The organism is Thermus sp. H19.2 (assembly GCF_054979525.1).
In genome coordinates this window covers 555111-577353 of the sequence record NZ_CM143429.1, presented here as the reverse complement: position 1 = coordinate 577353, position 22243 = coordinate 555111, and the positions used below count along the sequence as shown (strand labels likewise).

Here is a 22243-nt window from a genome sequence, read left to right as displayed (position 1 = left end):
GGATAACATGGGGGCGTGGAACGCACCTACCTCTACCGGGGCCGGATCCTCAACCTGGCCCTGGAAGGCCGCTACGAGATCGTGGAGCACAAGCCGGCCGTGGCCGTCATCGCCCTAAAGGAGAGCCGGATGCTCTTCGTGCGCCAGATGCGCCCCGCGGTGGGCCTCGCCCCCTTGGAGATCCCGGCGGGGCTCATAGAACCCGGGGAGGACCCCTTGGAGGCGGCGAGGAGGGAGCTCGCCGAGGAAACGGGCCTTAGCGGGGACCTCACCTACCTCTTCAGCTACTTCGTCTCCCCCGGCTTCACCGACGAGAAGACCCACGTCTTTCTCGCGGAAAACCTCAAGGAGGTGGAGGCTCACCCCGACGAGGACGAGGCCATAGAAGTGCTCTGGATGCGCCCAGAAGAGGCCTTAGAGCGTCACCAGCGGGGGGAGGTGGAGTTCTCGGCCACGGGGCTCGTGGGGGTCCTCTATTACCATGCTTTTCTCCGAGGTCGCTGACGTCCCCAAAGGCCCCAAGGTGGTGGCCGTGGGCTCCTTTGACGGGGTCCACCTGGGCCACCGGTTCCTCCTGCGCCAGGCCCTCGCCGAGGCTAAGGCCCTAAAGGAGCCCCTCCTCGTCTACACCTTTGACCCCCCCACCAAGGTCTTCACCCGGGGGGAAGGGTTCCTCATGGACCTCACCGAGAAGGTGGAGGCCCTAAAGGAGGTGGGGGTGGAGCTCATCCTGGCCGTGCCCTTCAACGAGGAGTTCGCCAGGAGGCCCCCCGAGGCCTTTCTGGAGGACCTAAGGGCCTTAGGGGCGAGCCGGATCTACGTGGGGGAGGACTTCCGCTTCGGCCGGGGCCGGGCGGGGGGCCCGGAGGCCTTGGAGAGGGTAGCCCCCACCCGGGTCGTTCCCCTTCTAAGCCTCGGGGGGGAGGCGGTGAAGAGCAGCCGCATTCGCACCCTTCTGCAAGAAGGGCGGGTGGAGGAAGCCCGCCACCTCCTGGGCCGCCCCTACGGGGCCTACGGGGTGGTGGTGGAGGGGGACAAGATGGGAAGGCGGCTTGGCTTCCCCACGGCCAACCTCGCCGTCCACCCCTTGAAGGTCCTTCCTCCCGGGGTCTTCGCCGTGGAGGCCGAAGGGGCCTTCGGGCGCTACAAGGGGGTGGCCAACGTGGGCACGAGGCCCACCCTGGGAGGGGAGGAACGGCGTTTAGAGGTGCACCTTTTGGGCTTCGTCGGGGAGCTTTACGGGGAGGAAGCGCGGGTGCGCTTCCTCAAGCGCCTCCGGGAGGAGAGGCGTTTCCCCTCCCTCGAGGCCCTAAAGGAGCAGATCGCCCGGGACGTGGAGGCGGCCCGGGCCTACTTCGGGCTTTAGGCCCACCCCATACCGGCCCAAGCCGGCATGGGGGCCCCGGCAAGGGGTTTAGCCCTCGTCAAAGTGGGTGAGCTTGGGGTGCTTGTTGGCGCGAAGCTCGTCCAGGCGGCGGACCGGGGTGGAGTAGGGGGCGTTTTCCAGCCACTCCTTGGGCTTTTTTAAAAGCTCCCCCATGGCCTCGGCGAAGGCCTCGAGGGTCTCCTTGGCCTCGGTCTCCGTGGGCTCCACCATGAGGGCCTCCTTGACGATCAGAGGGAAGTAGACCGTGGGGGGATGGAAGCCGAGCTCCAAAAGCCCCTTGGCGAGGTCCAGGGCGCGGAAGCCCTGGGGGGGCTGGGCCACGAACTCGTGCATGGAGGGCCCGTCGTAGGGCACCCGGTAGCCCTTCTCCTTGAGGAGCTCCTTCAGGTAGCGGGCGTTGAGGACGGCGAGGGCCGCGGCCTTCTTAAACCCCGGAAGCCCCAGGGTGCGGATGTAGGCCCAGGCCCGCACCAAGGCCAGGAAGTTCCCGTAGAAGCTCCGCACCCGGCCGATGCTCTTGGGGAGGTCAAAGTCCAGGTAGAAGCCCTCCTCCCCCTTGGCCACCAAGGGCACGGGGAGGTAGGGGGCGAGGTGGGCCTTCACCCCCACGGGGCCCGAGCCGGGCCCGCCCCCGCCGTGGGGCACGGTGAAGGTCTTGTGGAGGTTCAGGTGGACCACGTCAAAGCCCATGTCGCCGGGCCTCGCCCAGCCCATGATGGCGTTCAGGTTGGCCCCGTCGTAGTAGAGCTGCACCCCCGCCTCCTTGCAGAGCCGGGAGATCTCCAGGATGCGCCGTTCAAAGAGGCCCAGGGTGTTGGGGTTCGTGAGCATGAGGGCGGCCACGTGGGGGCCGAGCTCGCGCTTTAGGGCCTCGAGGTCCACCTCCCCCTCAGGCCCCGAGGGGATCTCCCGCACCTGGTAGCCCGCCATGCTGGCGGTGGCGGGGTTGGAACCGTGGGCCGAGTCGGGGACCAGGACCACCCGCCTCGTCTTTCCCTCCCCCCGGTCCTCGTGGTAGGCGCGGATGATCAGGATCCCCGTGAGCTCCCCGTGGGCCCCGGCGGCGGGCTCTAAGGTGATGGCGTCCATGCCCGTGAGGGCCTTGAGGTACTCCCCGAGCTCCCACATGAGCCGCAAGGCCCCCTGGGCCGTCCTCGGGTCCTGGTAGGGGTGGAGGTCGGCAAAGAGCTGCGCCGCCTCCTCGTGGAGCTTGGGGTTGTACTTCATGGTGCAGGAGCCCAAGGGGTAGAAGGTGGTGTCCACCCCCACCTGGCGGCGGGAAAGCCCGGTGTAGTGGCGCACCAGGGTGAGCTCGTCCACCTCGGGGAGGCGGGGCGGGACCTCCCGCAGGTGTTCCTTGGGGATCAGGTCCTCCGCCTTGGGCGCCGCCTTCACCAGCCTGAGGCCGCGCCTTCCCTTCCGGCTCCGTTCAAAGATCAGGGGAAAGCTCATGCCAAAACCTCCCTAAGGGCCTCCCGGAAGGCCAGGAGGTCCTCCTCCTCGTGGAGCTCGGTGGCGGCGAAGAGGGCGAGGTTCTCCCCGTACTCCCTGGGCACCGGGGTGGCCCCGTGGAAGCCCCGCTTCGCCAAGGCCTGCCGCACTGCCTCCGGTTCCTTGGGAAGGGCCAGGGCGAACTCGTTGAAGAAGGGCTTGGGGGTGAAGGGCTTGACCCCCGGGACCTCCAGGAGGAGGGCGTGAAGCTTATGGGCCATCTCCACGCTCTTCAGGGCCACCTCCCTAAGCCCCTCAGGCCCCAAGGCCGCGAGGTACATGGCCCCCATGAGGGCGGTGAGCTGGGCGTTGGTGGTGATGTTGCTCTTGGCCTTGGCCCTGCGGATGTACTGCTCCCGGGCCTGGAGGGTGAGGATGAAGCCCCGCCTTCCCTCCACGTCCACGGTCTCGGAGACGAGCCTTCCCGGAAGCTGGCGCACGAAGGCCTTTTTGGTGGCGAGAAAGCCGAAGTGGGGGCCGCCGAAGCCCATGGGGAGGCCGAGAACCTGCCCGTCCCCCACGGCGATGTCCGCCCCATAGGCCCCCGGGGGCTTGAGCACCCCCAAGGAGAGGGGGTCGGCCACGGCCACGAGGAGGGCCCCCGCGCCGTGGGCGGCCTGGGCGAAGGGCCCAAGGTCCTCCAGGGCCCCCAGGAAGTTGGGGTTCTGGACCACCACCGCCCCCACCTCCTCCCCCACCTCAGGGAGGGGGGTCCTCCCCCCTTCCAGGGGGAGGGTCAAAAGCTTGGCCCCCACGGCCTCGAGGTAGGCCCGAAGCACCGCGCGGTACTCGGGGTGGACCCCCTGGGAGACCAAAACCCCCATCCTCCCCGTCTCCCTGAGGGCGAGGAGGACCCCCTCGGCCAGGGCCGTGGCCCCGTCGTACATGGAGGCGTTGGCGATCTCCAGCCCCGTGAGCTCGGCGATCATGGTCTGGTACTCAAAGGTGGCCTGCAGGACCCCCTGGCTCACCTCGGGCTGGTAGGGGGTGTAGGCGGTGAGGAACTCGCCCCTAGAGGCCAGGGCCTGGACCACAGGGGGGACGTGGTGGCTCCTCACCCCGCCCCCCAGGAAGGCCTTGTGGGCGGGAAGGTTTTGGGCGGCGAGGCGCCTCAGCTCCTCCAGAACCTTCCACTCGGGCAGGGGCTCGGGAAGGTCTATGGGGGGGTTCAGGACCTCCTTGGGCAGGTGGGCGAAAAGGTCCTCCAAGCGCTCCGCCCCCACCCGCCTGAGCATCTCCCGGATCTCTTCCTCCGTGTGGGGCGTGTAGTCCATGCTTCCATCCTTAGGCAAAACCCCAGGGCCATTTGCCCCGGGGCTACAGAGGGCCCTCCCGCCCCAAGGCGGGGGCGAGGCTCGGGCCCTCGGGCCTCATGCCTCGGCTTCCAGGGCCGCCTGGTAGCCTCCTGCGTCCAGAAGCCCGTCCAGGTCGGCCATGTTCCGGGGCTTGAGGCGGAAGATCCAGCCCTCCCCGTAAGGGTCCTGGTTGATGAGCTCGGGGTTCTTCTCCAGGGCAGGGTTCACCTCCACCACCTCCCCGGCCACGGGGGCGTAGATGTCGGAGGCGGTCTTCACGCTTTCCACCACCGCCACCGCCTCCCCCTGCTCCACCGCCCGGCCCACCTCGGGTAGCTCCACGTAGACCACGTCGCCGAGGGCGTCTTGGGCGTAGTCGGTGATGCCGACGAGCACCGTGTCCCCTTCGGGCAGGGCCCACTCGTGGGTCTTGGTATAAAAGCGGTCCTTGGGTATGTCCATAGCGCCTCCTAACCCCCGCTATTTTAGCGGCACAAAGGGGAGGGGGCTAAGGAGGGCGGGGACCGCCCGGCCCCGGACCTCCACCAGCAAGGGCCCCTCCGCCCCCTCCTCCACGTAGGCCAGGGCGATGCCCTTCTGCAGCAAGGGCGAGTACCCCCCGCTGGTCACCCGGCCCACGGGGCGCTCCCCGGAAAGCACCCTATAGCCCTCCCGGGGGATGCCCGTCTCCAGCACCAGGCCCACGAGCCTCTCCCGGCAGGTCTGGGAGAGCATGGCCTCCTTGCCCAGGAAGTCCTTCTCCTTCTTCACCACCCAGGCCCAGGGGGTGCAGAGGGGGTTGGTCTCCTCGGTGAGCTCGTGGCCGTAGAGGGGGAAGCCCGCCTCGAGCCGCAAGGTGTCCCGGGCCCCAAGGCCACAAGGCCTCGCCCCCGCCTCGAGGAGGGCCTCAAAGACGGCTTCGGCGTCCTCCGGGGCCAGGAAAAGCTCAAACCCGTCCTCCCCCGTGTACCCCGTGCGGGCGAGGCGGGCAGGCCGGCCCGCCACCCGGGCGGAAAACACGTCGTTCTTCCGCTTCTGGGAAAGGTCCTGATCGGTAAGCCCCTGGAGGAGGGCGGCCGCCTTGGGGCCCTGGAGGGCGAGGAGGGCGGTCCTTTCGGAAACGTCCAGGAGCTCCACCTTGAACCCCTGGGCCAAGGCCTGGAGGTGGGCGAGGTCCTTGGCGATGTTGGCGGCGTTCACCACCACGAGGTACTCCCCTTCTCCCAGGCGGTAGAGGTAGATATCGTCCACCAACCCGCCCCTTGGGTTCGGGAGCATGGAGTACTGGGCCCTTCCCACCTTGAGCTTGCCTGCGTCGTTGGCCGTGGCCCACTGGAGGAAGGCCAAAGCCTCCTCCCCCCGGACCAAAAACTCCCCCATGTGGCTCACGTCAAAAACCCCGGCCGCCCGGCGCACGGCCAGGTGCTCTTCCACGATGGAGGTGTACTGGAGGGGAAGGAGGTAGCCGGCGAAGTCCACCATACGCCCCCCGTGGCGCAGGTGGGCCCGGTAAAGAGGGGTCTCCTTCATGGCAAGCCCATCCTACCCCTTCAAAAAAGCTCCCGCCTAAGGGCCTCGGCGGAGTTGTCCTCCAGGACCTCCTCCCGCTTGGTGGCCCAGGCGGGGAAGGGGAAGTGGACCAGGAGGGGAACGGGGATCTCGGGCTGGTGGAGGATCACCGCCCCCTGGGGGAGCATGAGGGCCCGTTGGCGGAAGGAGGTGGGAAGGTAGCGGTACTCGGGGCGCTCCGCCTCGGCGGCGTCCAGGCGGCCCACCACCCGGATGGCGGCGTTGGCCACCACCCGGCGCTCCACCTCGCTGGCCGTCTGCTGGGCCCCGATGAGGATGACCCCCAAGGAGCGCCCCCTTTCGGCGATGTCCAAAAGGACGTCCTTGATGGGGCTTTCCTCTTCCCGGGGAGCGTACTTGTTGAGCTCGTCCAGGACGATGAAGACCTTTCCCCGGTACTGGCCCCGTTCCTTCTTCTCAAAGAGGTCCTTGAGGAGGCTTCCCACCACGAACATCTGCGCCTGGGGGGAAAGCTTCGCCAGGTCCACCACGTGGACCTGTTCCCCGCGCAAGGGGTCCGGAGGGGTTCCCAAGCGGTCGCCACGGACGAGGTGGCCCACGTTCTCCACGCTGGAGCGCAGGCGCCGGACGAAGGCCTCCAGGGTCCCCTTGGCCTGGCGGGCGGTCCAGGTCCTATCCCCTTCCCCCTCCCCGGTCTCGGGGCCCAGGAGCTTGTGCTCCAGGTAGCGCACCAGGTCGGAGAAGCTCTTGAGGCGGACCTTCCCCAGCTGGTCAAAGCCCATCCCCTCGGGAAGCTCCCCCCCCGGCCAGTCCTCCACCAGGAGGTGGGGGCCCTTCTGCCCCTCGGCGAGGCGCCGGAGCTTCTCCGTGAGGTGCTGGACCAGAAACCCCAGGTTGGTCATGAGGCCCCGGTCGGCGAAAAGGAAGGGGAGGAGCCCCCTTTGGCAGAACTGGACCAGGTCCCAGTGGTAGGCCTTGACCCCCTCGAGGCGGGTCTCCAGGTCGGGCACGTATCCGTCCTTCCTGGGCGGGGCCAGGAAGGCGACGCTCTGGAAAGGGGTGGCGGGGAGGCCGAGCCTCCCGTAGACCTTTCGCGCCTCCTCGGTGAGGCGGGCGTTGGGCTTATCCAGGAAGAAGAGGTCCTCCCCCTTGACGTTGAAGAGGAGGACCTTGGCCTGGTGGGCGTCCTCCAGGACCCCGCTTTCCAGAAGGCTTTTGAGGAGAAAGGTGGCGTAGCTGGTCTTGGCCGCTATCCCGCTGATGCCGGAGATGTTCACGTGCCCGCCCTTGACCCCGTTTAGGAACTCCAGGTTGAGGTAGGCCACCTCCCCGTTTTTTAAAAGCCCTGCGGGGAGCTTGGTGCTGCCCCTCTGGTTTCGCATGGCCTCGTAGTAGAGGGCCAGCTCCAGGTCCTCTCCCTGGGCCAGGTACACCGGGGAGCCCGGGTCAGGGGGGAAGAACTCTTCGGGGAGGATGCGGGTCACGCTCACGTGGGCCACGTAGGCCAGGCTCACGGGGATCTTTCCCTCCACCGCGAGGAAGGTGTCGGTGTCAAAGCCCTCCCCCTCGTGGACCTTGGCCACGTGGTCCACCATGCCGAAGTAGCGCACCCGGCCCACCTGGGGGTGGAAGCCCTCCACCACCACCAGGTCGTCCAGGCGCAAAAGCCCCTCTCCCTCCACCCCCACCCAGAACTCCAGGGGGGTGGCTTCCCGCCTTCCCAAGACCACGCCGATGCGCTTCACCTTCCACCTCCCAAGTACCTCGCCAGCACGCGGCCCACCACCTCGGGCCTGCCCATCCTGCGGGAAAGCTCCCGCTCCAGCCCCCCCACGGGCAGAAGGTTCTGGGGGGCCCTGGGGTCCTTCACCGGGTGGGAGGCCAAGGCAGGGAAAAGCCCCAAGGAGAGGTCGGCAAGCTCCAGGAAAGGGCCGGAAAGGGGCGTCTCCACCCGCAAAAGCCCCGCCAAGGGGGGGCGGAGCCCCTCCGGGGGCAGAGGCAGGCGCACATACCAGCTTGCGAGCTCCAGCCCCTTCCGGTGGACGCGGAAGGCGGGGGTGCGCTCCCCCGGGGCTAAGGCCTCGAGGAGGGCCTCCCGCTCCTTGGGCAGGTAGCGGACCCAGTGGGTCTTGATGTAGCCGAGGAGGGGTCCTTCCCGGAAGAGGCGCACGGGGCCGTCCACCACGAGAAGCCCCCCCTTAAGCCCCTGGGCCACCTCCCGCTCCAGGGCCTCCCGAGCCGCCCTAAGCCCCGCCTGGAGCCCTTCCAGGCCCTCCCCCAAGGCCGGCACGGGCTCGTAGAGGAGCTCCCCCACGCCGAGGACCTCCTCCAGCCCCACCCCCACGCGGCGGACCCGGACCTCCCCCAGGTCCACCCTCCCCCCCTTCCGCACCACCACCCCGGCGGCCACGCAACCCAAAAGGGCCAGGCGGGGGCCCTGGCCCACCAGGGCCTCGGCCCGTTCCTTCCCGTCCACGAAGTAGAGGCGCTCGGGCCAGGGGACCTTCCTTCCCCCCTTGGCCTCCCAGGGCTCCTCCAGGGGGTGGAAGGTCTGGGGCTCCGGGGAAGAGGGGGGGTCCTCCTGGAAGCGGGCGGGCTCGAGGCTCAAGAGGCGCCAGGCCATGCCCCTAGATTACCGGGGCCGGGCGGTAGGGCAGGTACCTGGGCTCCCAGAAGCGGCTCCGCACGAACTCCAAGAGGCCCTTGAAGGAGAGGCCCTGGATCCTTTCCTCCTCCGCCACCCCCTCCTCCAGGGCCTTCTGCATGACCCGGGCGGCCACGTAGGGGGAGACCTCCCGCATGCGGGCCACAGGGGGGTAAAGGAGGTCGGGGAAGTGCATGGCGGTGTAGTCGTAAAGGGCGTAGGCGGCCTCGAGGACCATCCCGTCCGTCACCTCCCGGGCCCGGGCGAGCACCGCCCCCAGGCCAAGCCCGGGGAAGACGAAGGCGTTGTTCCCCTGGCCGACGGGAATGGTCCGCCCCTTGAAGCCCACCGGGGGGAAGGGGCTTCCAGCGGCCACCAGGGCTTGGCCTTCCGTCCAGTAGACGAGGTCGTCGGGAAGGGCCTCCGTGGCCGAGGTGGGGTTGGAGAGGGGAAAGATCACCGGGCGGGGAGCGTTTTCCAGCATGGCCCGCACCACGGGCTCGGTGAAGCTCCCCCCCTGGCCGGAAAGGCCCAGGAGCACCGTGGCCCGGGCGTTCTCCACGGTCTCTAGAAGGTTGGGGTAGGCTCCCGCGAAGCGCCAGCCCTCGAGGCGCCCGGGCTTCTGGGCGTAGGGCTTTTTGTAGTCCTCCATGGGCCGACCCTCCACCAAAAGCCCCTTGGAGTCCAGGACGAGGACCCGGGCCCTGGCCTCCTCCTCGGAGAGGCCCTCCCGCCTCATCCCCTCCACCAGGGCCCAGGCCACCCCGATCCCCCCGGCCCCCGCCCCGTAGACCACCACCACCTGCTCCGAAAGCCTCTCCCCCTTCAGGCGGCAGGCGGAAAGGACCCCGGCCAGGGCCACCGCCCCCGTGCCCTGGATGTCGTCGTTGAAGGAGGGAACCACCTTGCGGTAGCGCTCCAAGACGTTGAAGGCCGCCTCCTTGGAGAAATCCTCCCACTGGATGAGGACCTTGGGGTAGCGCCGCTTCACCGCCTCCACGAAGCGGTCCAGGAAGCGGTAGTAGGCCTCCCCCTTAAGGCGCTTGTGCCGCACCCCAAGGTAGAGGGGGTCCTTGAGGAGGTCCTCCCGGTCGGTGCCCACGTCCAGCTCCACGGGGAGGGTCTTGTCGGGGCCCACCCCGCCCACGGCGGTGTACAGGGTGAGCTTGCCGATGCTGATGGCCATCCCCCCGTAGCCCTGGTCGCCGATCCCCAGGATGGCCGAGGAGTCCGTGGCCACGATGAGGCGCACCTCCTCCAGGGGCACGTTCTGGAGGGCCTCCTCTATGCGGTCGATGTTCCGGGTGCTGGCGGTGAAACCCCGGGGATAGCGGTAGATGTGGGAGAACTCCCGCACCGCCTCCCCCACCGTGGGGGTGTAGAGGATGGGGAGCATCTCCTCTAGGTGGTCCACCAAGAGGGCGTAGAAGAGGACCTCGTTCCGGTCCTGCAGGTGGCGCAGGTAAATGTGCTTTTCCAGAGGGGAGGTCTGGAGGCGGTAGCGGCGGTAGACCCTTTCCTTCTGCTCCTCCAGGGTGTTGACGTGGGGAGGGAGAAGGCCTTCTAAGCCTAGGGCCCGGCGCTCCTCCTCGGTGAAGGCCGTGCCCTTGTTGAGGAGGGGAAGCCTAAGGAGCAAAAACCCCGTGACGTAGGGTTCCAGGTAGCGCTCGCCCTTCTCGTCCCGCTTGACGTCGTAATAGCGGCTAACCGGCATGGGCCTATTCTCCCACGGCCCAAGGGAGGGCGCCAGGGGAAAAACGACCCCCTACACGTTGAAGCCGAACATGCGCATCATGCGCTTGCCCTCCTCGGTCATCTTGGCGGGGGTCCAGGGCGGGGTCCAGACGAACTCCACGTTCACCCCCTGTACCCCGGGCAGGCGCATCACGGCCATCTCGGCGTCGGCCTTCACCACGTCCTGGGCCGGGCAGCCGATGGCGGTGAGGGTCATGGTGATGTCCACCACGCCGTTCTCGTGGACCTCCACGTCGTAGACCAGGCCCAGGTCCACGATGTTCACCGGGATCTCGGGGTCGTAGACCACCTTCAGGGCCTCGAGGACCTGCTCCTTGGTGGGCAACGCCGGGGCCGCTTCCTCCTTTCGCACCTCGTCCATGCCCCCAAGTATAGCCAAAGGCCCCGGGCCCCGCCCCCCTCCCGCCCACCTTTGGCGTATACTGGTCCCGGTTGGGGAGTAGCCCCAAACCGGCCTCCCGTCAGGACGGGCCTCGAGGCCCCGGGAGGCCGGGGACCCGGAGGGGTCCGGGCAAGACCACCGCTAAAGGCGGTGGCCTTTTCTTTTGGGAGGTAAGGCATGGAACTCACGGGCGCCCTTTCGGCCATCCTGACGCTTGTCGCCCTGGAGGTGATCCTCTCGGCGGACAACGCCCTCATACTGGGGGTTATCGTCCAAAAGCTCCCCGCGCACCTGAGGCGAAAGGCCCTCTTCTACGGCATCCTGGGGGCGTACATCCTCCGGGGCCTCGCCCTCCTCTTCGCCGCCTTGGTCATCAAGCTCTGGTGGGTGCAGGCCCTGGGGGCGGCCTACCTCCTCTACATCGCCCTCAAGCACTTCCTGAGGCCCGAGAAGGCCCACGCCCCCCCGCCCTTGGAGGTGAGCGCGGCCCAGTTCTGGAAGGTGGTGGCCCAGGTGGAGCTCATGGACCTGGCCTTCGCCGTGGACTCGGTGCTGGTGGCCGTGGCCGTCTCCGACAAGCTTTGGGTCATCTACACCGGGGTCTTCCTGGGGATCCTCGCCCTCAGGATGCTGGCGAGCCTCGTGGTCTCCCTTCTGGACCGCTACCCCCGGTTCAAGCACCTGGCCTACCTGGTGGTGGGCCTCGCCGGGGCGAAGCTCGCCGTGGGGGGGTGGGACAAGCTCGCCAAGGAGGTCCTCCACCGCCCCGAGCTCGCCCTGGGGCTTAGCAAGGAGGCCTTTAGCCTCTTCCTCCTCGCCGTCCTCCTCCTGGGCAGCCTCTGGGCCACCCGCAAACCCGCCCCCGCATGAACGCCCTCGTCCTCCTCGCCCCCTTCATTGGGGGGTGCGCACCCTCACGCCCCTCCTCTTTGGGGCCTGGGGCTTCTCCTCTCCCGGCGCCTCTCCTGCACCGGGTAGGGGTGGCATCACACGTACTTCTCCCCGCGGACAACCCAGACATTCTCCACGTAGGCGATGACGGCGTAGTGGGGAAAGTACTCTTCCTGAAGCCTTTGCAGAATCCTCAGGGCCACTTCCTCGCTCACGATGGTCTCCAGGCGGATGTTCTGCCCCTCCCAGTCCACGCTCCTTATCCCCCGGGAACCCTCCCCCCGGGCCGGGGTGATGGTGTAGCCCTTGGCCCCCAGGCGCTTGATCTCTTCCACCAGCCTCTTCTCCAGGAGGCTTTCCGCCACGATGGTGACCAGTTTCAGCGGCACCAGGTCCATACCTAACCTCCCCAAAAGACCGCCAAGGCGTGGTAGAGGGGGACGCCCAGGATCAGGTTAAAGGGGAAGGTGACGGCGAGGCTCGCCGTGAGGTACAAACTGGGGTTCGCCTCGGGAAGGGCGATGCGCACGGCGGCGGGGGCGGCGATGTAGCTACTGCTTGCCGCCATGGCCCCAAGCACCGTGCCCCCCCCTACCCCGAGGCCCGCGAGGAGGCCCAGGTACACCCCCAAGGCCCCGTGGAAAAGGGCGAGGCCCACCCCGAAGAGGACGAGGCGAAGGCCTACCTGCCGCAAGACGGAAAGCCTCGAGGCCGCCACCATCCCGAGGTCCAGGAGAAAGAGGGTAAGGGCCCCCTGGAAGGGCTCCACGAAAAAGGCCTCCACCTTCTTCATCCCCTCCTCGCCCGAAAGGAGGCCGATGAAAAGACCTCCGAGGAGGAGGACCACGCTTTTGCCGGTGAGGACCTCGTGCAACGCCTCCCCCAGGCGCCCTTCCTTTCGCTTGGCGAGGAGGAGGGCCACCACGATCCCCGGCACCTCCAGGAGGGCCACCAGGGTGGGCATGAACCCGGGAGGGGCGTCCCCCACGGCCTGGGCGAAGGTGAGGGCGGCGAGGAAGGTGACGGCGGAGACGGAGCCGTAGTGGGCCGCGAGGGCGGCCGCGTCCTCCCGTCCCACCCTAAGGAACCGCCGGGCGAGGAGGTAGGCGGGGAAGGGCCGGAAAAGCCCGAGGGCCAGGGTGAAGAGGGCGGGCAGGAGCACCACGGCCAAAGGCGTGTGGGAAAGCTCCACCCCGCCCTTAAAGCCGATGGCGAAGAGGAGGTAGATGGAAAGGGCGGTGTAGAGGGCCTCGGGAAAGGCGAGATCGCTCTTGAGCCACCGGGCTAAGGCCCCCAGGAAGAAGGCCAGGACCATGGGGGAAAGGAGGTTAAGGCGAAGAAGCTCCAAGGTGTCCATCCCCCTACCTTTACAACCCCAGGAGGGGCTTTTACAATCCGGTACGATGGCGCCGTTGGTAGGCCTCATCATGGGCTCCCGCTCCGACTGGGAGACCATGCGCCACGCGGCGGAGACCCTCGAGGCCCTGGGCATCCCCTACGAGGTGCGCGTGGTCTCCGCCCACCGCACCCCGGACCTCATGGCGGAGTACGCCAAGACCGCCGAAGCGAGGGGGCTCCAGGTGATCATCGCCGGGGCCGGGGGGGCGGCCCACCTCCCCGGCATGACCGCGGCCCACACCGCCTTGCCCGTCCTGGGGGTGCCGGTGGAAAGCCGGGCCCTAAAGGGGCTGGACTCCCTCCTCTCCATCGTCCAGATGCCCGCTGGGGTCCCGGTGGGCACCCTGGCCATCGGGAAAGCAGGAGCGGTGAACGCCGCTCTGCTTGCCGCGAGCATCCTGGGCCTCAAATACCCCGAGGTGAGGGAGCGCCTCGAGGCCTACCGCAAGGCCCAAACCGAGGCCGTCCTCGCCCACCCCGACCCCAGGGAGGAGGCGTGATCGGGATCCTGGGCGGGGGGCAACTGGGGCGGATGCTGGCCCTCGCGGGCTATCCCCTGGGGCTTTCCTTTCGCTTCCTGGACCCTTCCCCCGAGGCCTGCGCCGGGCAGGTGGGGGAGCTCGTGGTGGGGGAGTTCCTGGACGAAGGGGCCCTCTCGCGCTTCGCCGAGGGGCTTGCCCTCGCCACCTACGAGTTTGAGAACGTCCCCGTGGAGGCGGCCCGCTTCCTGGCGGAGAGGCTTCCCCTTTATCCCCCGGCGAAGGCCCTGGAGGTGGCCCAGGACCGCCTCTCGGAGAAGCGCTTCTTCCAGGCCCTAGGCGTTCCCACCCCGGCCTTCCACCCCGTGGACGGGCCCAAGGACCTGGAAGAAGGCCTAGGGCGGGTGGGCCTTCCCGCCCTCCTCAAGACCAGGCGGGGCGGCTACGACGGCAAGGGGCAGGCCCTGGCGCGCAAGGAGGAAGAGGCCCTAGAGGCCCTGAAGGCCCTGGGGGGCAGGGGGCTTCTCCTCGAGGGCTTTGTCCCCTTTGACCGGGAGGTCTCCCTCCTCGCCGTGCGGAGCCGGATGGGGGAGGTGGCCTTCTACCCCCTGGTGGAAAACCGCCACCGGGGGGGGATCCTCCGCCTCTCCCTGGCCCCGGCCCCCGGGGCCTCGGGAGCCCTGCAGAGAAAGGCGGAGGCCTACGCCCAGAAGGCCCTCGAGGCCCTGGACTACGTGGGCGTCCTCGCCCTGGAGTTCTTCCAGCTGGGGGAGGAGCTCCTCTTCAACGAGATGGCCCCCCGGGTGCACAACTCCGGCCACTGGACGATAGAAGGAGCGGAGACGAGCCAGTTCCAAAACCACCTCCGGGCCCTCCTTGGCCTTCCCCTGGGGAGCACCGCCCCCAGGGGCCAAAGCGCCATGGTGAACCTCATCGGGCATAGGCCCCCCTTCGCCGAGGTCTTGAAGGTGGAAGGGGCCCACCTCCACTGGTACGGCAAGGCGGTGCGCCCCGGGCGCAAGGTGGGGCACATCACCCTGAGGCGGGATGGCTTCCCGGCCCTAGAAGAGGGGCTTTCCCGGCTTTCCCATCTGGTTCCCGGGTTGCCCTGGTGAAGAGCATCCATGGGTTAAGTACCCCACCGCGGCTTTCGCCGCGGCGGGGGCCCCCAAAAGAGCCTTCTCCTCACCCTGTTTCGGGTGTCCCATGTTGCGAAAACAACGTGCGGGCACTTAAAAAGGGGTATAATCCTCCCGCCCAAGGAGGTACGGCATGGACCGCACGGCCAGGCTAAGGGAAGTGATCCGAAAGGCCCAAGCCCACCCCGTCTACGCGGAGAAACTCCAGGGAATAGACCCGGAGAAGCTCACCTTAAAGGACCTCCCCTCCCTGCCCCTCACCACCCGGGAGGAGTGGGTGGCCTTCCTCAGGGAAAACCCCAGGCCCCCCGAAGGGGCGAGCCTCATGCACCTCACCCCAAGCCCCGCCCTGGGCTGGATGCCCGAGTACCTTTCCCAGGAGGACCTCCACTACCAGGCCGAGGCCCTGGCGGAGCACTACAAAAGGCTCGGCCTCGTGGGCAAGAAGGTGCTGGTGGCCTTCAGCTACCACGTCTTCGCCGGGGGGTGGCTCTTCCACCAGGCCCTCTGGCGGGCGGGGAACATGGTCCTCCCCCACGGCCCCGGGGAGGCGGCCCGCATCGCCGAGATCGGCCGGCTCTACGGCTTTGACGTCCTGGTCACCAACCCCTCCTTCGCCCTGAAGGTGGGGCAGGCGGGAGGGCGCTTCCCCCTCCTTTTGGCGGGAGGGGAGCCCTTCACCTCGGTGCCGGGCTTCCGGGAGCGGGTGGAGGAGGCCCTGGGGAGCGTGGCCCTGGACGCCTACGGCACCAGCGAGCTGGGCATCGTGGCCGGGGAGCGGATGGAGAAGGACGGGCTCTGGGAGATCCCGGAGATGGCCCTTTTGGAGGTGCTGGACCCGGAGACCTTAAGCCCCGTGGCGGACGGGGAAAAGGGGGAGCTGGTGGTCACCGCCTTAAGCCGCACCCTCATGCCCATGGTGCGCTTCCGCACCGGGGACTTGGCCATCGCCGAAAGGCGGGAGGGCCTCACCGTGCTCCCCCGAGGGGTCTTCGGCCGCACGGACCAGATGGTGAAGGTGAAGGGGGTCAAGCTCTACCCCACGGAGCTCGCCCCTCTCCTGGCAGGCTTCGGCCTGGAGCCCAAGGGGTTCCAGGTGGTGGTGGAGCGGAAGCTGGAGGGCACGGACAAGCTGGTGCTGCGCCTCAAGGCGGAAAAGGTCCCCCCCGGCCTCTTTGAGGCCATCCAGAAGGCCACGGGCCTCCGGGTGGACGAGGCCGAACTGGTGGAGACCCTGGAAGGGGGGCTGGTGGTGGACCGGAGGTTCTAAGCGGCGGGGACCCCAGAAGGGCCTTCTCCCGGGCACGAAACGGAGGTGCGGGCGCTTAGGCCCCGGGCCGGGGCCTTGTTATGTTTCTCTCATCCTGGGGCGGTAAGCTTGGGGGCAAAGCCACGAGGCCCTTGCGGTATAGTGAGGGCAAAAGCCTTTACCTGGAAAGGGGGAAAGATGCGGTTTTTCGTGGTGGGCGATGTTTCCGTGGACCTGCTTTTCTTCGTGGAGCGCATACCCGAGCCCGGGGAGGAGCTCCCCGCCCGAAGGGCGCTCATGAAACCCGGAGGGGCGGGAGGTACCCTGGCCGCCCAGTTGGCGAGCCTCGGCCACCGGGTCTTCCTGGCGGGCCGGGTGGGAAAGGACCCTTTCGCCGAGCTGGCCCTAAGCCGGGTGCGGGAGGTGGGGGTGGACCTCCGCCACCTCCAGGAGGACCCGGAGCACACCACGAGCTCCGTCCTCATCCTGGTGGTGCCCGGGGGGGAGAGGGCCATGGTGAGCGCCGAAGGAGCGAGCCGCCACCTGGACCCCTCCCTCTTCAAACCCCGCTTCCTGGACCAGGCGGACGCCGTGGTCCTCTCCGCCTACGCCCTGGTGGGGGGGCCCTCCCGGAGCTATGCGGTGGAGGTCCTCGAGGCCGCCAGAAAGCGGGAGATGCCCATCTTCGCCGATCTGGGCACGGGGGCGGTGCGGGCGGCCGGGGGGGAACTCTTGAAGCACCTGAGGGGGGTCAGCTGGCTTCTGATGAACCAGAACGAGCTTTTGGCCCTCACGGGAGCCACCTCCCTTTCCGAGGGGGTGGAGCGGCTTCGGAAGGAAGGCTTCCACCGCCTGGCCATCAAGGTGGGGGCCATGGGGTCCATCGTGGTCACCCCCGAGGGAGAGGAGCTCTTGGAGCCCTTCCCCATGGAGGACATCGTGGACTCCACCGGGGCCGGGGACGCCTACACCGCCGCCTTCGCCCACGCCCTTCTGCAAGGGAAAAAGCCCCAGGAAGCGGGCCGCCTCGCCAACCTGGCGGGGGCCCTGGCCGCCACGGGCCTGGGGGCCCAGGGGCGGCTCGTCACCCTAGAGGACCTGGAAGTAGCGGCGGGCTAGGGCCAAAAAGGCCAGGCCCGCCCTCCCGCTCTTCTCGGGGTGGAACTGGGGAGCGAGGAGGTTTTCCTTGGCGAGGAGGGCGGTGAAGGGGGTGCCCTCGTACGCCCCCGTTCCCAGGGAGTGGGGGGTGAGGGGGCCGTAATAAGAGTTGGCGAAGTAGAAGTGGCGCCCCGTGAGGGGGGCGAAGGCCCCGCCGAACTCCAAGACGTTCCACCCCATCTGGGGGACCCGGCCTGCGGGAAAGCGCCGCACCTCTCCCGGGAAAAGGCCCAAGCCCTCCACCCCGGGGGCCTCCTCGCTCCCCTCGTAGAGGACCTGCATCCCCACGCAGATCCCCAGGAAGGGAAGGCCCCTTTCCAGGTGGCGGAGGACCCGCTCCAGGAAACCGCTCCTCCGGAAGGCCCGCATCACCTGGCCGAAGTGGCCCTGCCCGGGGAGGACGAGGAGGTCCGCCTCCGGGTAGGCCTCGGGGTCGGCGGAAACCGCCACCGAAAACCCCGCCGCCTCCAGGGCCTTGGCGGCACTCCTAAGGTTCCCCGAGCCGTAGTCAATAAGCAGCGCCTTCATCTTCACCCACCGCTTGAGCCCCCATGCCGGCGCAAGCCAGGATGGGGTCAAAGCACCCCCTTGGTGCTGGGAAGCCCCTCCCCGGTAATGCGGGTCGCCCGGTGGAGGGCCCGGGCCAGGGCCTTGAAGCCCGCCTCCACCACGTGGTGCGCCTCCCTTCCCGAAAGGAGCCTCAGGTGGAGGGTAAGCCTCCCGTGGTTCACCAGGCCCCGCAGGAACTCCCGCAGGTGGTAGTGGTTCACCCCCCCGGCCTCCCCCACCACGGGCCATTCCTCGGGGCGGTACTCCAGGTGGGGCCTTCCCGAAAGGTCCAAGACGCAGAGCACCAGGGTCTCGTCCATGGGGGCGAAGGCCTCAGCGTACCGCTCCAGACCCGCCCCGTCCCCCAGGGCCTCCCTCAGGGCCATCCCCAGGGCGATGCCCACGTCCTCCACCAGGTGGTGCACGTCCACCTCGAGGTCCCCCTTGGCCTCCACCTCCAGGAGGAAGTGGCCGTGGCGCTGGAGCTGGAGAAGCATGTGGTCCAGGAAGGGGAGGCCCGTGTCCACCTTCCCCCCGGTGGGTCCGTCCAGGCCGAGGCGGAGCCGCACCCAGGTCTCGGCCGTGGCCCTTTCCACCGTGGCCTCACGCATAGGCCACCCCGAAGGCCGCCCTGAGGAAGGCGTCCATCTCCTCCCTCCGGCCCACGGTCACCCGGAAGCACCCCTCTAGCCCCGGGTAGCGGTCCTGCCTGCGCACCAGGACGCCCTGGGAGAGGAGGTGGCGGAAGGCCTCCCCCGCGTCCGGGGTCCTCACGAGGAGGAAGTTGGCGCGGCTCGGGTAAGGGCGCCAGGTGGGGTGGCGGAGGAGCTCCCTATAGGTTCTCTCCCGCTCCCGCACCACCTCCTCCACCACCTTCTCCACGTAGCCCGGGTTTTCCAAGACCACCTCCAGGACGGCCCCGGTATGGGCGGGGAGCACGAAGGGGGGAAGCACCTCCCGCACCACCCCCGCCACCTCGGGAGAGGCCAGGAGGTAGCCCGCCCGGATACCTCCCAAGGAAAAGGCCTTGGAGAAGGTGCGAAGCAGGACCACGTGGGGGTTTTCCCGGGCGAGGAAGCGGAAGTCCGTCCCGGCGAACTCCCGGTAGGCCTCGTCCACCACCAAAAGCCCCCCCACCTCCCTGGCCCTTTCCGCCAGGGCCCAGAGGACCTCCTCCGGGAAGAGGGCCCCCGTGGGGGCGTGGGGGTTGGGGAGGAAGAGGACCCCGCCCCTAAAGGCGGCGAGAAGGGCCTCCAAGGGAAGGGCGAACCCTTCCTCCAGGGGCACCGCCCGGTAGGGCGTCCCCGCCACCTGGGCGGCGTGGGCGTAATGGGGGAAGGAGGGCCTAAGGTCCAGGACCTCCTCCGCCGCCAGGCTCAGGGCGAGGATCAGGAGGTTGGAGCCGGGGGCGGGGACGATCCCCTCCTCGGGCCAGTCCAGAAGGGCGGAAAGCCTCTTTCGCAGGCTTTCCGCATGGATCTCCGGGTAGCGGTTCCAGGGGATGGCCCTAAGGCGCCCCAGGGCCTCCTCCTTGAGCTCCCCGGGGAGGTCAAAGGGGCTTTCGTTTTGGTCCAGCTTCACCGGGGCCTCTTCCTTTTTATAGGGGTAAGGGGCGAGGCCCCGGAGGTGCGCCTTGAAGGCCCGCATGCCCCGAGTATAGCGGTAAACTCAGGGCATGAACCGGGCCCGGGACTGGCTCCTCCAGGCGGAGAAGGACCTGGAGATGGCCGAGATCGCCCGGAACGCCGGGAGGCACGAGTGGGCCTGCTTCGCCGCCCAGCAAGCGGCCGAGAAGGCGGTGAAGGCCCTCCACCTCCACCTGGGCCAGGAGGCCTGGGGGCACCTCGTGGCCCGGCTCCTGAAGGAGCTTCCCCTTCCGGTTCCCCAGGAGCTGGTGGAAAAGGCCCGCTATCTGGATGGACTCTATATCCCCACCCGCTACCCCGACGCCTTCCCCGAGGGGCCTTCGGCGGAGCACTACGGACCCCTGCAGAGCGAGGAGGCCATAGGCTATGCCCGTGAGATCCTTGGGTTCGTCCGTGCTCAGATGGCCTAGCCGGGAAGAGGTGGAGAAGGCCCTGAAGGCCTGGCTTTCCCGCCACCCCATCCCCGGACTCGTGGCCGCGGGCTACTTCGGCTCCTACGCCCGGGGAGAGGCGGGGGTGGGGAGCGACCTGGACCTCCTCCTCCTGGTGGCGCACTCCCCCCTCCCCCCCTGGAAGCGCCCCCTGGGGCTTCCCCTAGAGGAGCTTCCCGTGCCTGCGGAGGCCCTGGTCTACACCCTCGAGGAGTGGAAAGGCCTGTCCCAAAGAAGCCCCCGCCTGGCCCGGGTCCTCTGGGAGGAAACCCGCTGGCTCCTCCCCCCTCCCTAACGCCAGAGGACCACCCGCTCCAGGGGCAGGCGGTGGGAGGCGCTTCATACCACCCCATGCTGGCTTGCGCCAGCATGGGGGCCCCGGCCCAAAAGGCCCGCAGGGCTTCCGTACCTGGGCTTGGGCGAAGGATTCACGCCAAAGGGGTATCAGAAGTGGGTGTACCCCTTCCGGGGAAGGGGCGTCCCCCGGAGGTAGACCCCTTCCCCCGCCACCACCCTCCCCGCCCGGAAGAGGGGAAGCCCCTGGGCCCTGGCCCTCGCCTCCACCGCGGCCGCCCCTTCCTGGGGCACCACCAGGACCGCCTCAAACTCCTCGCCCCCGTAGAGGACGAGCTCCAAAGCCTTTTCCTCGCTCCCTGCGAAGGCCAAAACATCCGGGTAGAGGGGGAGGCTTTCCAGCTCCACCCGCACCCCAAGCTCCGCAAGCTGCCACAGGGTCTCGGCCAGGCCATCGGAGGAATCCAGGCTTCCCCGCAGGAGGCCGGCGAGGGCGAGGAGCCCGAGGCGCGGCAGGGGGTAGAAGGCGGCCCTTTGGATCTCGGGGAAACCCTCTAGAGAGCGCCCCTCGTAGTGGGCCCTTATGGCCGCCCCCGTCCTGCCCCACCGGTCCCCGGCGAGGTAGAGGAGGTCCCCGGGGCGGGCCTTCCGGGGCAGGGGGGCCTCCGCCAGGGCGTAGCCGGAGACGGTGAGGGCCACCTCCCTCCCCCGGTTCGTGTCCCCCCCGAGGAGGAAGGCCCCAAGCCGCTTTGCCGCCTCCGCCGCCCCCCGCACGAGCTCCAAGACGAAGCCCTCCTCCAGGTCCTCGGGCAGGAAAAGGCCCAAGGTGAAGCCCAAGGGCCGCCCCATCTTGGCGAGGAGGTCCGAGGCCGTGGCCGCCACCCCCCTAAACCCCACCTCAAAGGGGCCCATGCCCTTCAGGGCCACCTCCCGGTAGAGGAAGCCGTCGGTCTTGAGGAGCCAGGCCCTCCCCTCTACCCACACCCCCCCGGCGTCGTCCCCGGGGGGCAGGGGTGCCTCCTCGGGGTAACCCAGGGGGGCGAGGCGCCGCAAAAGCGCCCGCTCGCCCAGGTCCCTAAGCCGCATACGCCCAGGCTAGGGTATCATGGCGGGGTGTGCCGGGTTGACCTGTGCCTGAGGCCCATAGCGGGCCCCCTTTTCCTCCTCGAGGTCCTGCCCGCAGGAAGCGTCCTCACCTTCCTCCTGGCCCAGGGGGCCAAGGAGGTCTGGGTCGCCCCCGGGCCCAAGGTGGCCCGGCTTCTCGCCGAGGAGCTGGGCGGGGAGGCCCTGCTCCTGGGGGAGGTGGAAGGCTTCCCCCCGGAGGGGTTTCACGGGAGGCTTTCCCTGGTGGACCTGGAAAGGACGGAGGTTCGGGGGAAAAGCGCCATTCTGGTGGCCCCTGTCCTCAACGGGAGCCTCCTTCCCCAGGAAAAGGAGGCCTACGTGGCCAACCTCCGCAACGCCAAGGCGGCCCTAGCCCTGGCCAAGGGCCTTTCCGGCCTCACCCTGCGCCCGGCCGGGGCTCCCGAGCCTCTCCTTTCGGCGGTGGTGGCCACCGGATTCCTCAAGCGGAGGCTCTCCCCCGAAGCCCCCCCTTCCCTGGCCACCGCCCTCCTCAAGGCCTTCCCCGACCCCCAAGAGGCCCTCTTCCAAAGCCCCGAGGGCCAGGTCCTCCACCGCCAGGGCCGCACCGAGGAGCTGGCCCGGGCCAGCCTCATCGGGGTGGACCCCGTGGTGCCGAGGCTGGCCGAGGTCCGCTTCTTCCCCAAGGCCGCCTTCGGCCTCACCCAGGACCGCTACGCCCAAAGGTTCGTGGCATGGAGCGCCTGACCCTTCTCGGACTTCCCTTGGACCCCGTGAACATGGAGGAGGCCTTAGGGCGCATCGGGGGCTTCCTCCAGGAGCCCAGGACCCACCAGGTGGTCACCCTAAACCCGGAAATCGCCGTGCGGGCCCAGGAGGATGAGGCCCTGCGGCGGGCCGTCCTCGAGGCCGAACTCGTCACCCCGGACGGGGTGGGGATCCTCTGGGCCGCCCGCAGGCTCTGCGGGGCCGCCCTCACGGAGCGGGTCACGGGGATCGACCTCACCCTCGCCCTCCTCCGCCGGTTTCCCGGGGTCCGGGTCTACCTCCTCGGGGGAAAGCCGGGGGTGGCGGAGCGGGCCGCCCGGGAGGTGGAACGCCTGGGGGGCGTGGTGGTGGGCCTCCACCACGGCTACTTCCAGGAGGAGGAGCCGGTGGTGGCCCAGATCGGCCAAAAGGCCCCCGACCTCCTCCTGGTGGGCATGGGGGAAAGGCAGGAAACCTTCATCCACCGCCACAAGCCCCACCTGGGAGCGCGGGTGGCCATGGGGGTAGGGGGCACCCTGGACGTCCTGGCGGGGGAGGCCCGGCGCCCGCCCCTCTGGGCGCAGCGCCTGGGCCTGGAGTGGCTCCTCCGGGTGGGCCTGGACCCCAAGCGCTGGCGGAGGGCCCCCAGGCTTTTCCGCTTCGCTTACCTGGTGCTCAAGGAGAAGCGCTAAAGT

At 68.8% G+C, this 22243-nt stretch carries 25 protein-coding genes; 11 read left to right on the top strand and 14 right to left on the bottom strand.

The window, feature by feature from the left end; all coding sequences use genetic code 11:
- The first annotated feature begins 15 nt into the window (after nt 1-15).
- Nucleotides 16-504 (top strand): ADP-ribose pyrophosphatase Ndx4, encoded by a 489-nt coding sequence (gene ndx4, locus ACY5J6_RS03265; RefSeq protein ID WP_462845928.1) that lies wholly within the window; start codon nt 16-18, stop codon nt 502-504.
- The gene (ribF, locus tag ACY5J6_RS03260) at nt 482-1366 is read left to right on the top strand and encodes a riboflavin biosynthesis protein RibF (RefSeq protein WP_462845927.1); all 885 of its coding nucleotides are present in this window, start codon (nt 482-484) and stop codon (nt 1364-1366) included. The genes ndx4 and ribF overlap by 23 nt, the downstream gene beginning before the upstream one ends.
- Before the next feature lie 48 nt (nt 1367-1414).
- On the opposite strand, the gene gcvPB is transcribed toward ribF, so the two are convergent.
- From gcvPB to ACY5J6_RS03220, 8 genes are all read right to left on the bottom strand, one after another.
- Nucleotides 1415-2839 (bottom strand): aminomethyl-transferring glycine dehydrogenase subunit GcvPB, encoded by a 1425-nt coding sequence (gcvPB, locus tag ACY5J6_RS03255; protein WP_462845926.1) that lies wholly within the window; start codon nt 2837-2839, stop codon nt 1415-1417.
- Nucleotides 2836-4152 (bottom strand): aminomethyl-transferring glycine dehydrogenase subunit GcvPA, encoded by a 1317-nt coding sequence (gcvPA, locus tag ACY5J6_RS03250; RefSeq protein ID WP_462845925.1) that lies wholly within the window; start codon nt 4150-4152, stop codon nt 2836-2838. Before gcvPA ends, gcvPB begins: the two co-directional genes overlap by 4 nt.
- A 96-nt stretch (nt 4153-4248) precedes the next feature.
- On the bottom strand, nt 4249-4635 hold the full coding sequence (gcvH, locus tag ACY5J6_RS03245; RefSeq protein WP_347241293.1) for a glycine cleavage system protein GcvH: 387 nt from the start codon (nt 4633-4635) through the stop codon (nt 4249-4251).
- A gap of 18 nt (nt 4636-4653) precedes the next feature.
- Entirely contained in the window at nt 4654-5703 is a 1050-nt protein-coding gene (gene gcvT / locus ACY5J6_RS03240) for a glycine cleavage system aminomethyltransferase GcvT (protein WP_462845924.1), read from the bottom strand.
- A gap of 20 nt (nt 5704-5723) precedes the next feature.
- Nucleotides 5724-7448, bottom strand: a complete 1725-nt coding sequence (locus ACY5J6_RS03235; RefSeq protein WP_462845923.1) for an ATP-binding protein — start codon at nt 7446-7448, stop codon at nt 5724-5726.
- A complete protein-coding gene (locus ACY5J6_RS03230) occupies nt 7445-8326 on the bottom strand; it encodes a nuclease (protein WP_462845922.1) in 882 nt (293 codons plus the stop codon). Before ACY5J6_RS03230 ends, ACY5J6_RS03235 begins: the two co-directional genes overlap by 4 nt.
- Nucleotides 8327-8330: 4 nt before the next feature.
- A complete protein-coding gene (locus tag ACY5J6_RS03225) occupies nt 8331-10061 on the bottom strand; it encodes an NAD-dependent malic enzyme (RefSeq protein WP_462845921.1) in 1731 nt (576 codons plus the stop codon).
- A 51-nt stretch (nt 10062-10112) separates the two neighbouring features.
- Complete coding sequence (locus tag ACY5J6_RS03220) at nt 10113-10463, bottom strand: iron-sulfur cluster assembly protein (protein WP_054638126.1); 351 nt, start codon at nt 10461-10463, stop codon at nt 10113-10115.
- Between the two features lie 198 nt (nt 10464-10661).
- On the opposite strand from ACY5J6_RS03220, the gene ACY5J6_RS03215 reads away from it, so the two are divergent.
- Nucleotides 10662-11354, top strand: a complete 693-nt coding sequence (locus ACY5J6_RS03215; protein WP_462845920.1) for a TerC family protein — start codon at nt 10662-10664, stop codon at nt 11352-11354.
- A 116-nt stretch (nt 11355-11470) separates the two neighbouring features.
- On the opposite strand, the gene ACY5J6_RS03210 is transcribed toward ACY5J6_RS03215, so the two are convergent.
- Both ACY5J6_RS03210 and ACY5J6_RS03205 read right to left on the bottom strand, forming a co-directional pair.
- Nucleotides 11471-11773, bottom strand: coding sequence for a P-II family nitrogen regulator (locus tag ACY5J6_RS03210; RefSeq protein WP_462843152.1), 303 nt, complete (start codon nt 11771-11773; stop codon nt 11471-11473).
- A 2-nt stretch (nt 11774-11775) separates the two neighbouring features.
- Complete coding sequence (locus tag ACY5J6_RS03205; protein ID WP_462845919.1) at nt 11776-12732, bottom strand: sodium-dependent bicarbonate transport family permease; 957 nt, start codon at nt 12730-12732, stop codon at nt 11776-11778.
- A gap of 46 nt (nt 12733-12778) precedes the next feature.
- Here ACY5J6_RS03205 and purE point away from each other — a divergent pair, with 46 nt between their 5' ends.
- From purE to ACY5J6_RS03185, 4 genes are all read left to right on the top strand, one after another.
- Nucleotides 12779-13273, top strand: a complete 495-nt coding sequence (gene purE, locus ACY5J6_RS03200; protein WP_462845918.1) for a 5-(carboxyamino)imidazole ribonucleotide mutase — start codon at nt 12779-12781, stop codon at nt 13271-13273.
- The gene (locus ACY5J6_RS03195) at nt 13270-14367 is read left to right on the top strand and encodes a 5-(carboxyamino)imidazole ribonucleotide synthase (protein WP_462845917.1); all 1098 of its coding nucleotides are present in this window, start codon (nt 13270-13272) and stop codon (nt 14365-14367) included. The genes purE and ACY5J6_RS03195 overlap by 4 nt, the downstream gene beginning before the upstream one ends.
- A 157-nt stretch (nt 14368-14524) precedes the next feature.
- Nucleotides 14525-15661, top strand: coding sequence for a phenylacetate--CoA ligase family protein (locus ACY5J6_RS03190; RefSeq protein WP_462845916.1), 1137 nt, complete (start codon nt 14525-14527; stop codon nt 15659-15661).
- Between the two features lie 177 nt (nt 15662-15838).
- On the top strand, nt 15839-16759 hold the full coding sequence (locus tag ACY5J6_RS03185) for a carbohydrate kinase family protein (RefSeq protein ID WP_462845915.1): 921 nt from the start codon (nt 15839-15841) through the stop codon (nt 16757-16759).
- Here ACY5J6_RS03185 and hisH read toward each other — a convergent pair.
- The 3 genes from hisH to ACY5J6_RS03170 are packed head-to-tail and all read right to left on the bottom strand — an operon-like array spanning nt 16730 to nt 18994.
- A complete protein-coding gene (hisH, locus tag ACY5J6_RS03180) occupies nt 16730-17326 on the bottom strand; it encodes an imidazole glycerol phosphate synthase subunit HisH (RefSeq protein WP_462845914.1) in 597 nt (198 codons plus the stop codon). The two genes, ACY5J6_RS03185 and hisH, sit on opposite strands and share 30 nt — an antisense overlap.
- 47 nt (nt 17327-17373) lie before the next feature.
- Nucleotides 17374-17958 carry an imidazoleglycerol-phosphate dehydratase HisB gene (gene hisB / locus ACY5J6_RS03175; protein WP_462845913.1) on the bottom strand — a complete coding sequence of 195 codons (585 nt, stop codon included), beginning with the start codon at nt 17956-17958 and terminating at the stop codon, nt 17374-17376.
- Nucleotides 17951-18994, bottom strand: a complete 1044-nt coding sequence (locus tag ACY5J6_RS03170) for a pyridoxal phosphate-dependent aminotransferase (protein ID WP_462845912.1) — start codon at nt 18992-18994, stop codon at nt 17951-17953. The genes hisB and ACY5J6_RS03170 overlap by 8 nt, the downstream gene beginning before the upstream one ends.
- Nucleotides 18995-19022: 28 nt before the next feature.
- Here ACY5J6_RS03170 and ACY5J6_RS03165 point away from each other — a divergent pair, with 28 nt between their 5' ends.
- Both ACY5J6_RS03165 and ACY5J6_RS03160 read left to right on the top strand, forming a co-directional pair.
- Nucleotides 19023-19403 carry a HEPN domain-containing protein gene (locus tag ACY5J6_RS03165; RefSeq protein WP_462845911.1) on the top strand — a complete coding sequence of 127 codons (381 nt, stop codon included), beginning with the start codon at nt 19023-19025 and terminating at the stop codon, nt 19401-19403.
- Nucleotides 19360-19719: a nucleotidyltransferase domain-containing protein gene (locus ACY5J6_RS03160; protein WP_462845909.1), complete on the top strand. Its 360-nt coding sequence runs from the start codon at nt 19360-19362 to the stop codon at nt 19717-19719. The genes ACY5J6_RS03165 and ACY5J6_RS03160 overlap by 44 nt, the downstream gene beginning before the upstream one ends.
- 149 nt (nt 19720-19868) lie before the next feature.
- Here the strand turns inward: ACY5J6_RS03160 and ACY5J6_RS03155 are convergent, their stop codons facing one another.
- On the bottom strand, nt 19869-20804 hold the full coding sequence (locus ACY5J6_RS03155; RefSeq protein WP_462845908.1) for a thiamine-phosphate kinase: 936 nt from the start codon (nt 20802-20804) through the stop codon (nt 19869-19871).
- Nucleotides 20805-20831: 27 nt separating this feature from the next.
- Here ACY5J6_RS03155 and ACY5J6_RS03150 point away from each other — a divergent pair, with 27 nt between their 5' ends.
- Both ACY5J6_RS03150 and ACY5J6_RS03145 read left to right on the top strand, forming a co-directional pair.
- Nucleotides 20832-21548 (top strand): 2-phosphosulfolactate phosphatase, encoded by a 717-nt coding sequence (locus tag ACY5J6_RS03150; RefSeq protein ID WP_462845907.1) that lies wholly within the window; start codon nt 20832-20834, stop codon nt 21546-21548.
- Nucleotides 21536-22240: a WecB/TagA/CpsF family glycosyltransferase gene (locus tag ACY5J6_RS03145; RefSeq protein ID WP_462845906.1), complete on the top strand. Its 705-nt coding sequence runs from the start codon at nt 21536-21538 to the stop codon at nt 22238-22240. Before ACY5J6_RS03150 ends, ACY5J6_RS03145 begins: the two co-directional genes overlap by 13 nt.
- Nucleotides 22241-22243 lie beyond the last annotated feature (3 nt).

Excerpts from the sequence above, each read along its gene's own strand:
- ribF (WP_462845927.1), top strand. The coding sequence starts at position 482 with ATGCTTTTCTCCGAGGTCGCTGACGTCCCCAAAGGCCCCAAGGTGGTG.
- gcvPB (WP_462845926.1), bottom strand. The coding sequence starts at position 2,839 with ATGAGCTTTCCCCTGATCTTTGAACGGAGCCGGAAGGGAAGGCGCGGC.
- gcvPA (WP_462845925.1), bottom strand. The coding sequence starts at position 4,152 with ATGGACTACACGCCCCACACGGAGGAAGAGATCCGGGAGATGCTCAGG.
- gcvH (WP_347241293.1), bottom strand. The coding sequence starts at position 4,635 with ATGGACATACCCAAGGACCGCTTTTATACCAAGACCCACGAGTGGGCC.
- gcvT (WP_462845924.1), bottom strand. The coding sequence starts at position 5,703 with ATGAAGGAGACCCCTCTTTACCGGGCCCACCTGCGCCACGGGGGGCGT.
- ACY5J6_RS03230 (WP_462845922.1), bottom strand. The coding sequence starts at position 8,326 with ATGGCCTGGCGCCTCTTGAGCCTCGAGCCCGCCCGCTTCCAGGAGGAC.
- ACY5J6_RS03225 (WP_462845921.1), bottom strand. The coding sequence starts at position 10,061 with ATGCCGGTTAGCCGCTATTACGACGTCAAGCGGGACGAGAAGGGCGAG.
- ACY5J6_RS03220 (WP_054638126.1), bottom strand. The coding sequence starts at position 10,463 with ATGGACGAGGTGCGAAAGGAGGAAGCGGCCCCGGCGTTGCCCACCAAG.
- ACY5J6_RS03215 (WP_462845920.1), top strand. The coding sequence starts at position 10,662 with ATGGAACTCACGGGCGCCCTTTCGGCCATCCTGACGCTTGTCGCCCTG.
- ACY5J6_RS03210 (WP_462843152.1), bottom strand. The coding sequence starts at position 11,773 with ATGGACCTGGTGCCGCTGAAACTGGTCACCATCGTGGCGGAAAGCCTC.
- ACY5J6_RS03205 (WP_462845919.1), bottom strand. The coding sequence starts at position 12,732 with ATGGACACCTTGGAGCTTCTTCGCCTTAACCTCCTTTCCCCCATGGTC.
- purE (WP_462845918.1), top strand. The coding sequence starts at position 12,779 with ATGGCGCCGTTGGTAGGCCTCATCATGGGCTCCCGCTCCGACTGGGAG.
- ACY5J6_RS03190 (WP_462845916.1), top strand. The coding sequence starts at position 14,525 with ATGGACCGCACGGCCAGGCTAAGGGAAGTGATCCGAAAGGCCCAAGCC.
- ACY5J6_RS03185 (WP_462845915.1), top strand. The coding sequence starts at position 15,839 with ATGCGGTTTTTCGTGGTGGGCGATGTTTCCGTGGACCTGCTTTTCTTC.
- hisH (WP_462845914.1), bottom strand. The coding sequence starts at position 17,326 with ATGAAGGCGCTGCTTATTGACTACGGCTCGGGGAACCTTAGGAGTGCC.
- hisB (WP_462845913.1), bottom strand. The coding sequence starts at position 17,958 with ATGCGTGAGGCCACGGTGGAAAGGGCCACGGCCGAGACCTGGGTGCGG.
- ACY5J6_RS03170 (WP_462845912.1), bottom strand. The coding sequence starts at position 18,994 with ATGCGGGCCTTCAAGGCGCACCTCCGGGGCCTCGCCCCTTACCCCTAT.
- ACY5J6_RS03165 (WP_462845911.1), top strand. The coding sequence starts at position 19,023 with ATGAACCGGGCCCGGGACTGGCTCCTCCAGGCGGAGAAGGACCTGGAG.
- ACY5J6_RS03160 (WP_462845909.1), top strand. The coding sequence starts at position 19,360 with ATGCCCGTGAGATCCTTGGGTTCGTCCGTGCTCAGATGGCCTAGCCGG.
- ACY5J6_RS03155 (WP_462845908.1), bottom strand. The coding sequence starts at position 20,804 with ATGCGGCTTAGGGACCTGGGCGAGCGGGCGCTTTTGCGGCGCCTCGCC.
- ACY5J6_RS03145 (WP_462845906.1), top strand. The coding sequence starts at position 21,536 with ATGGAGCGCCTGACCCTTCTCGGACTTCCCTTGGACCCCGTGAACATG.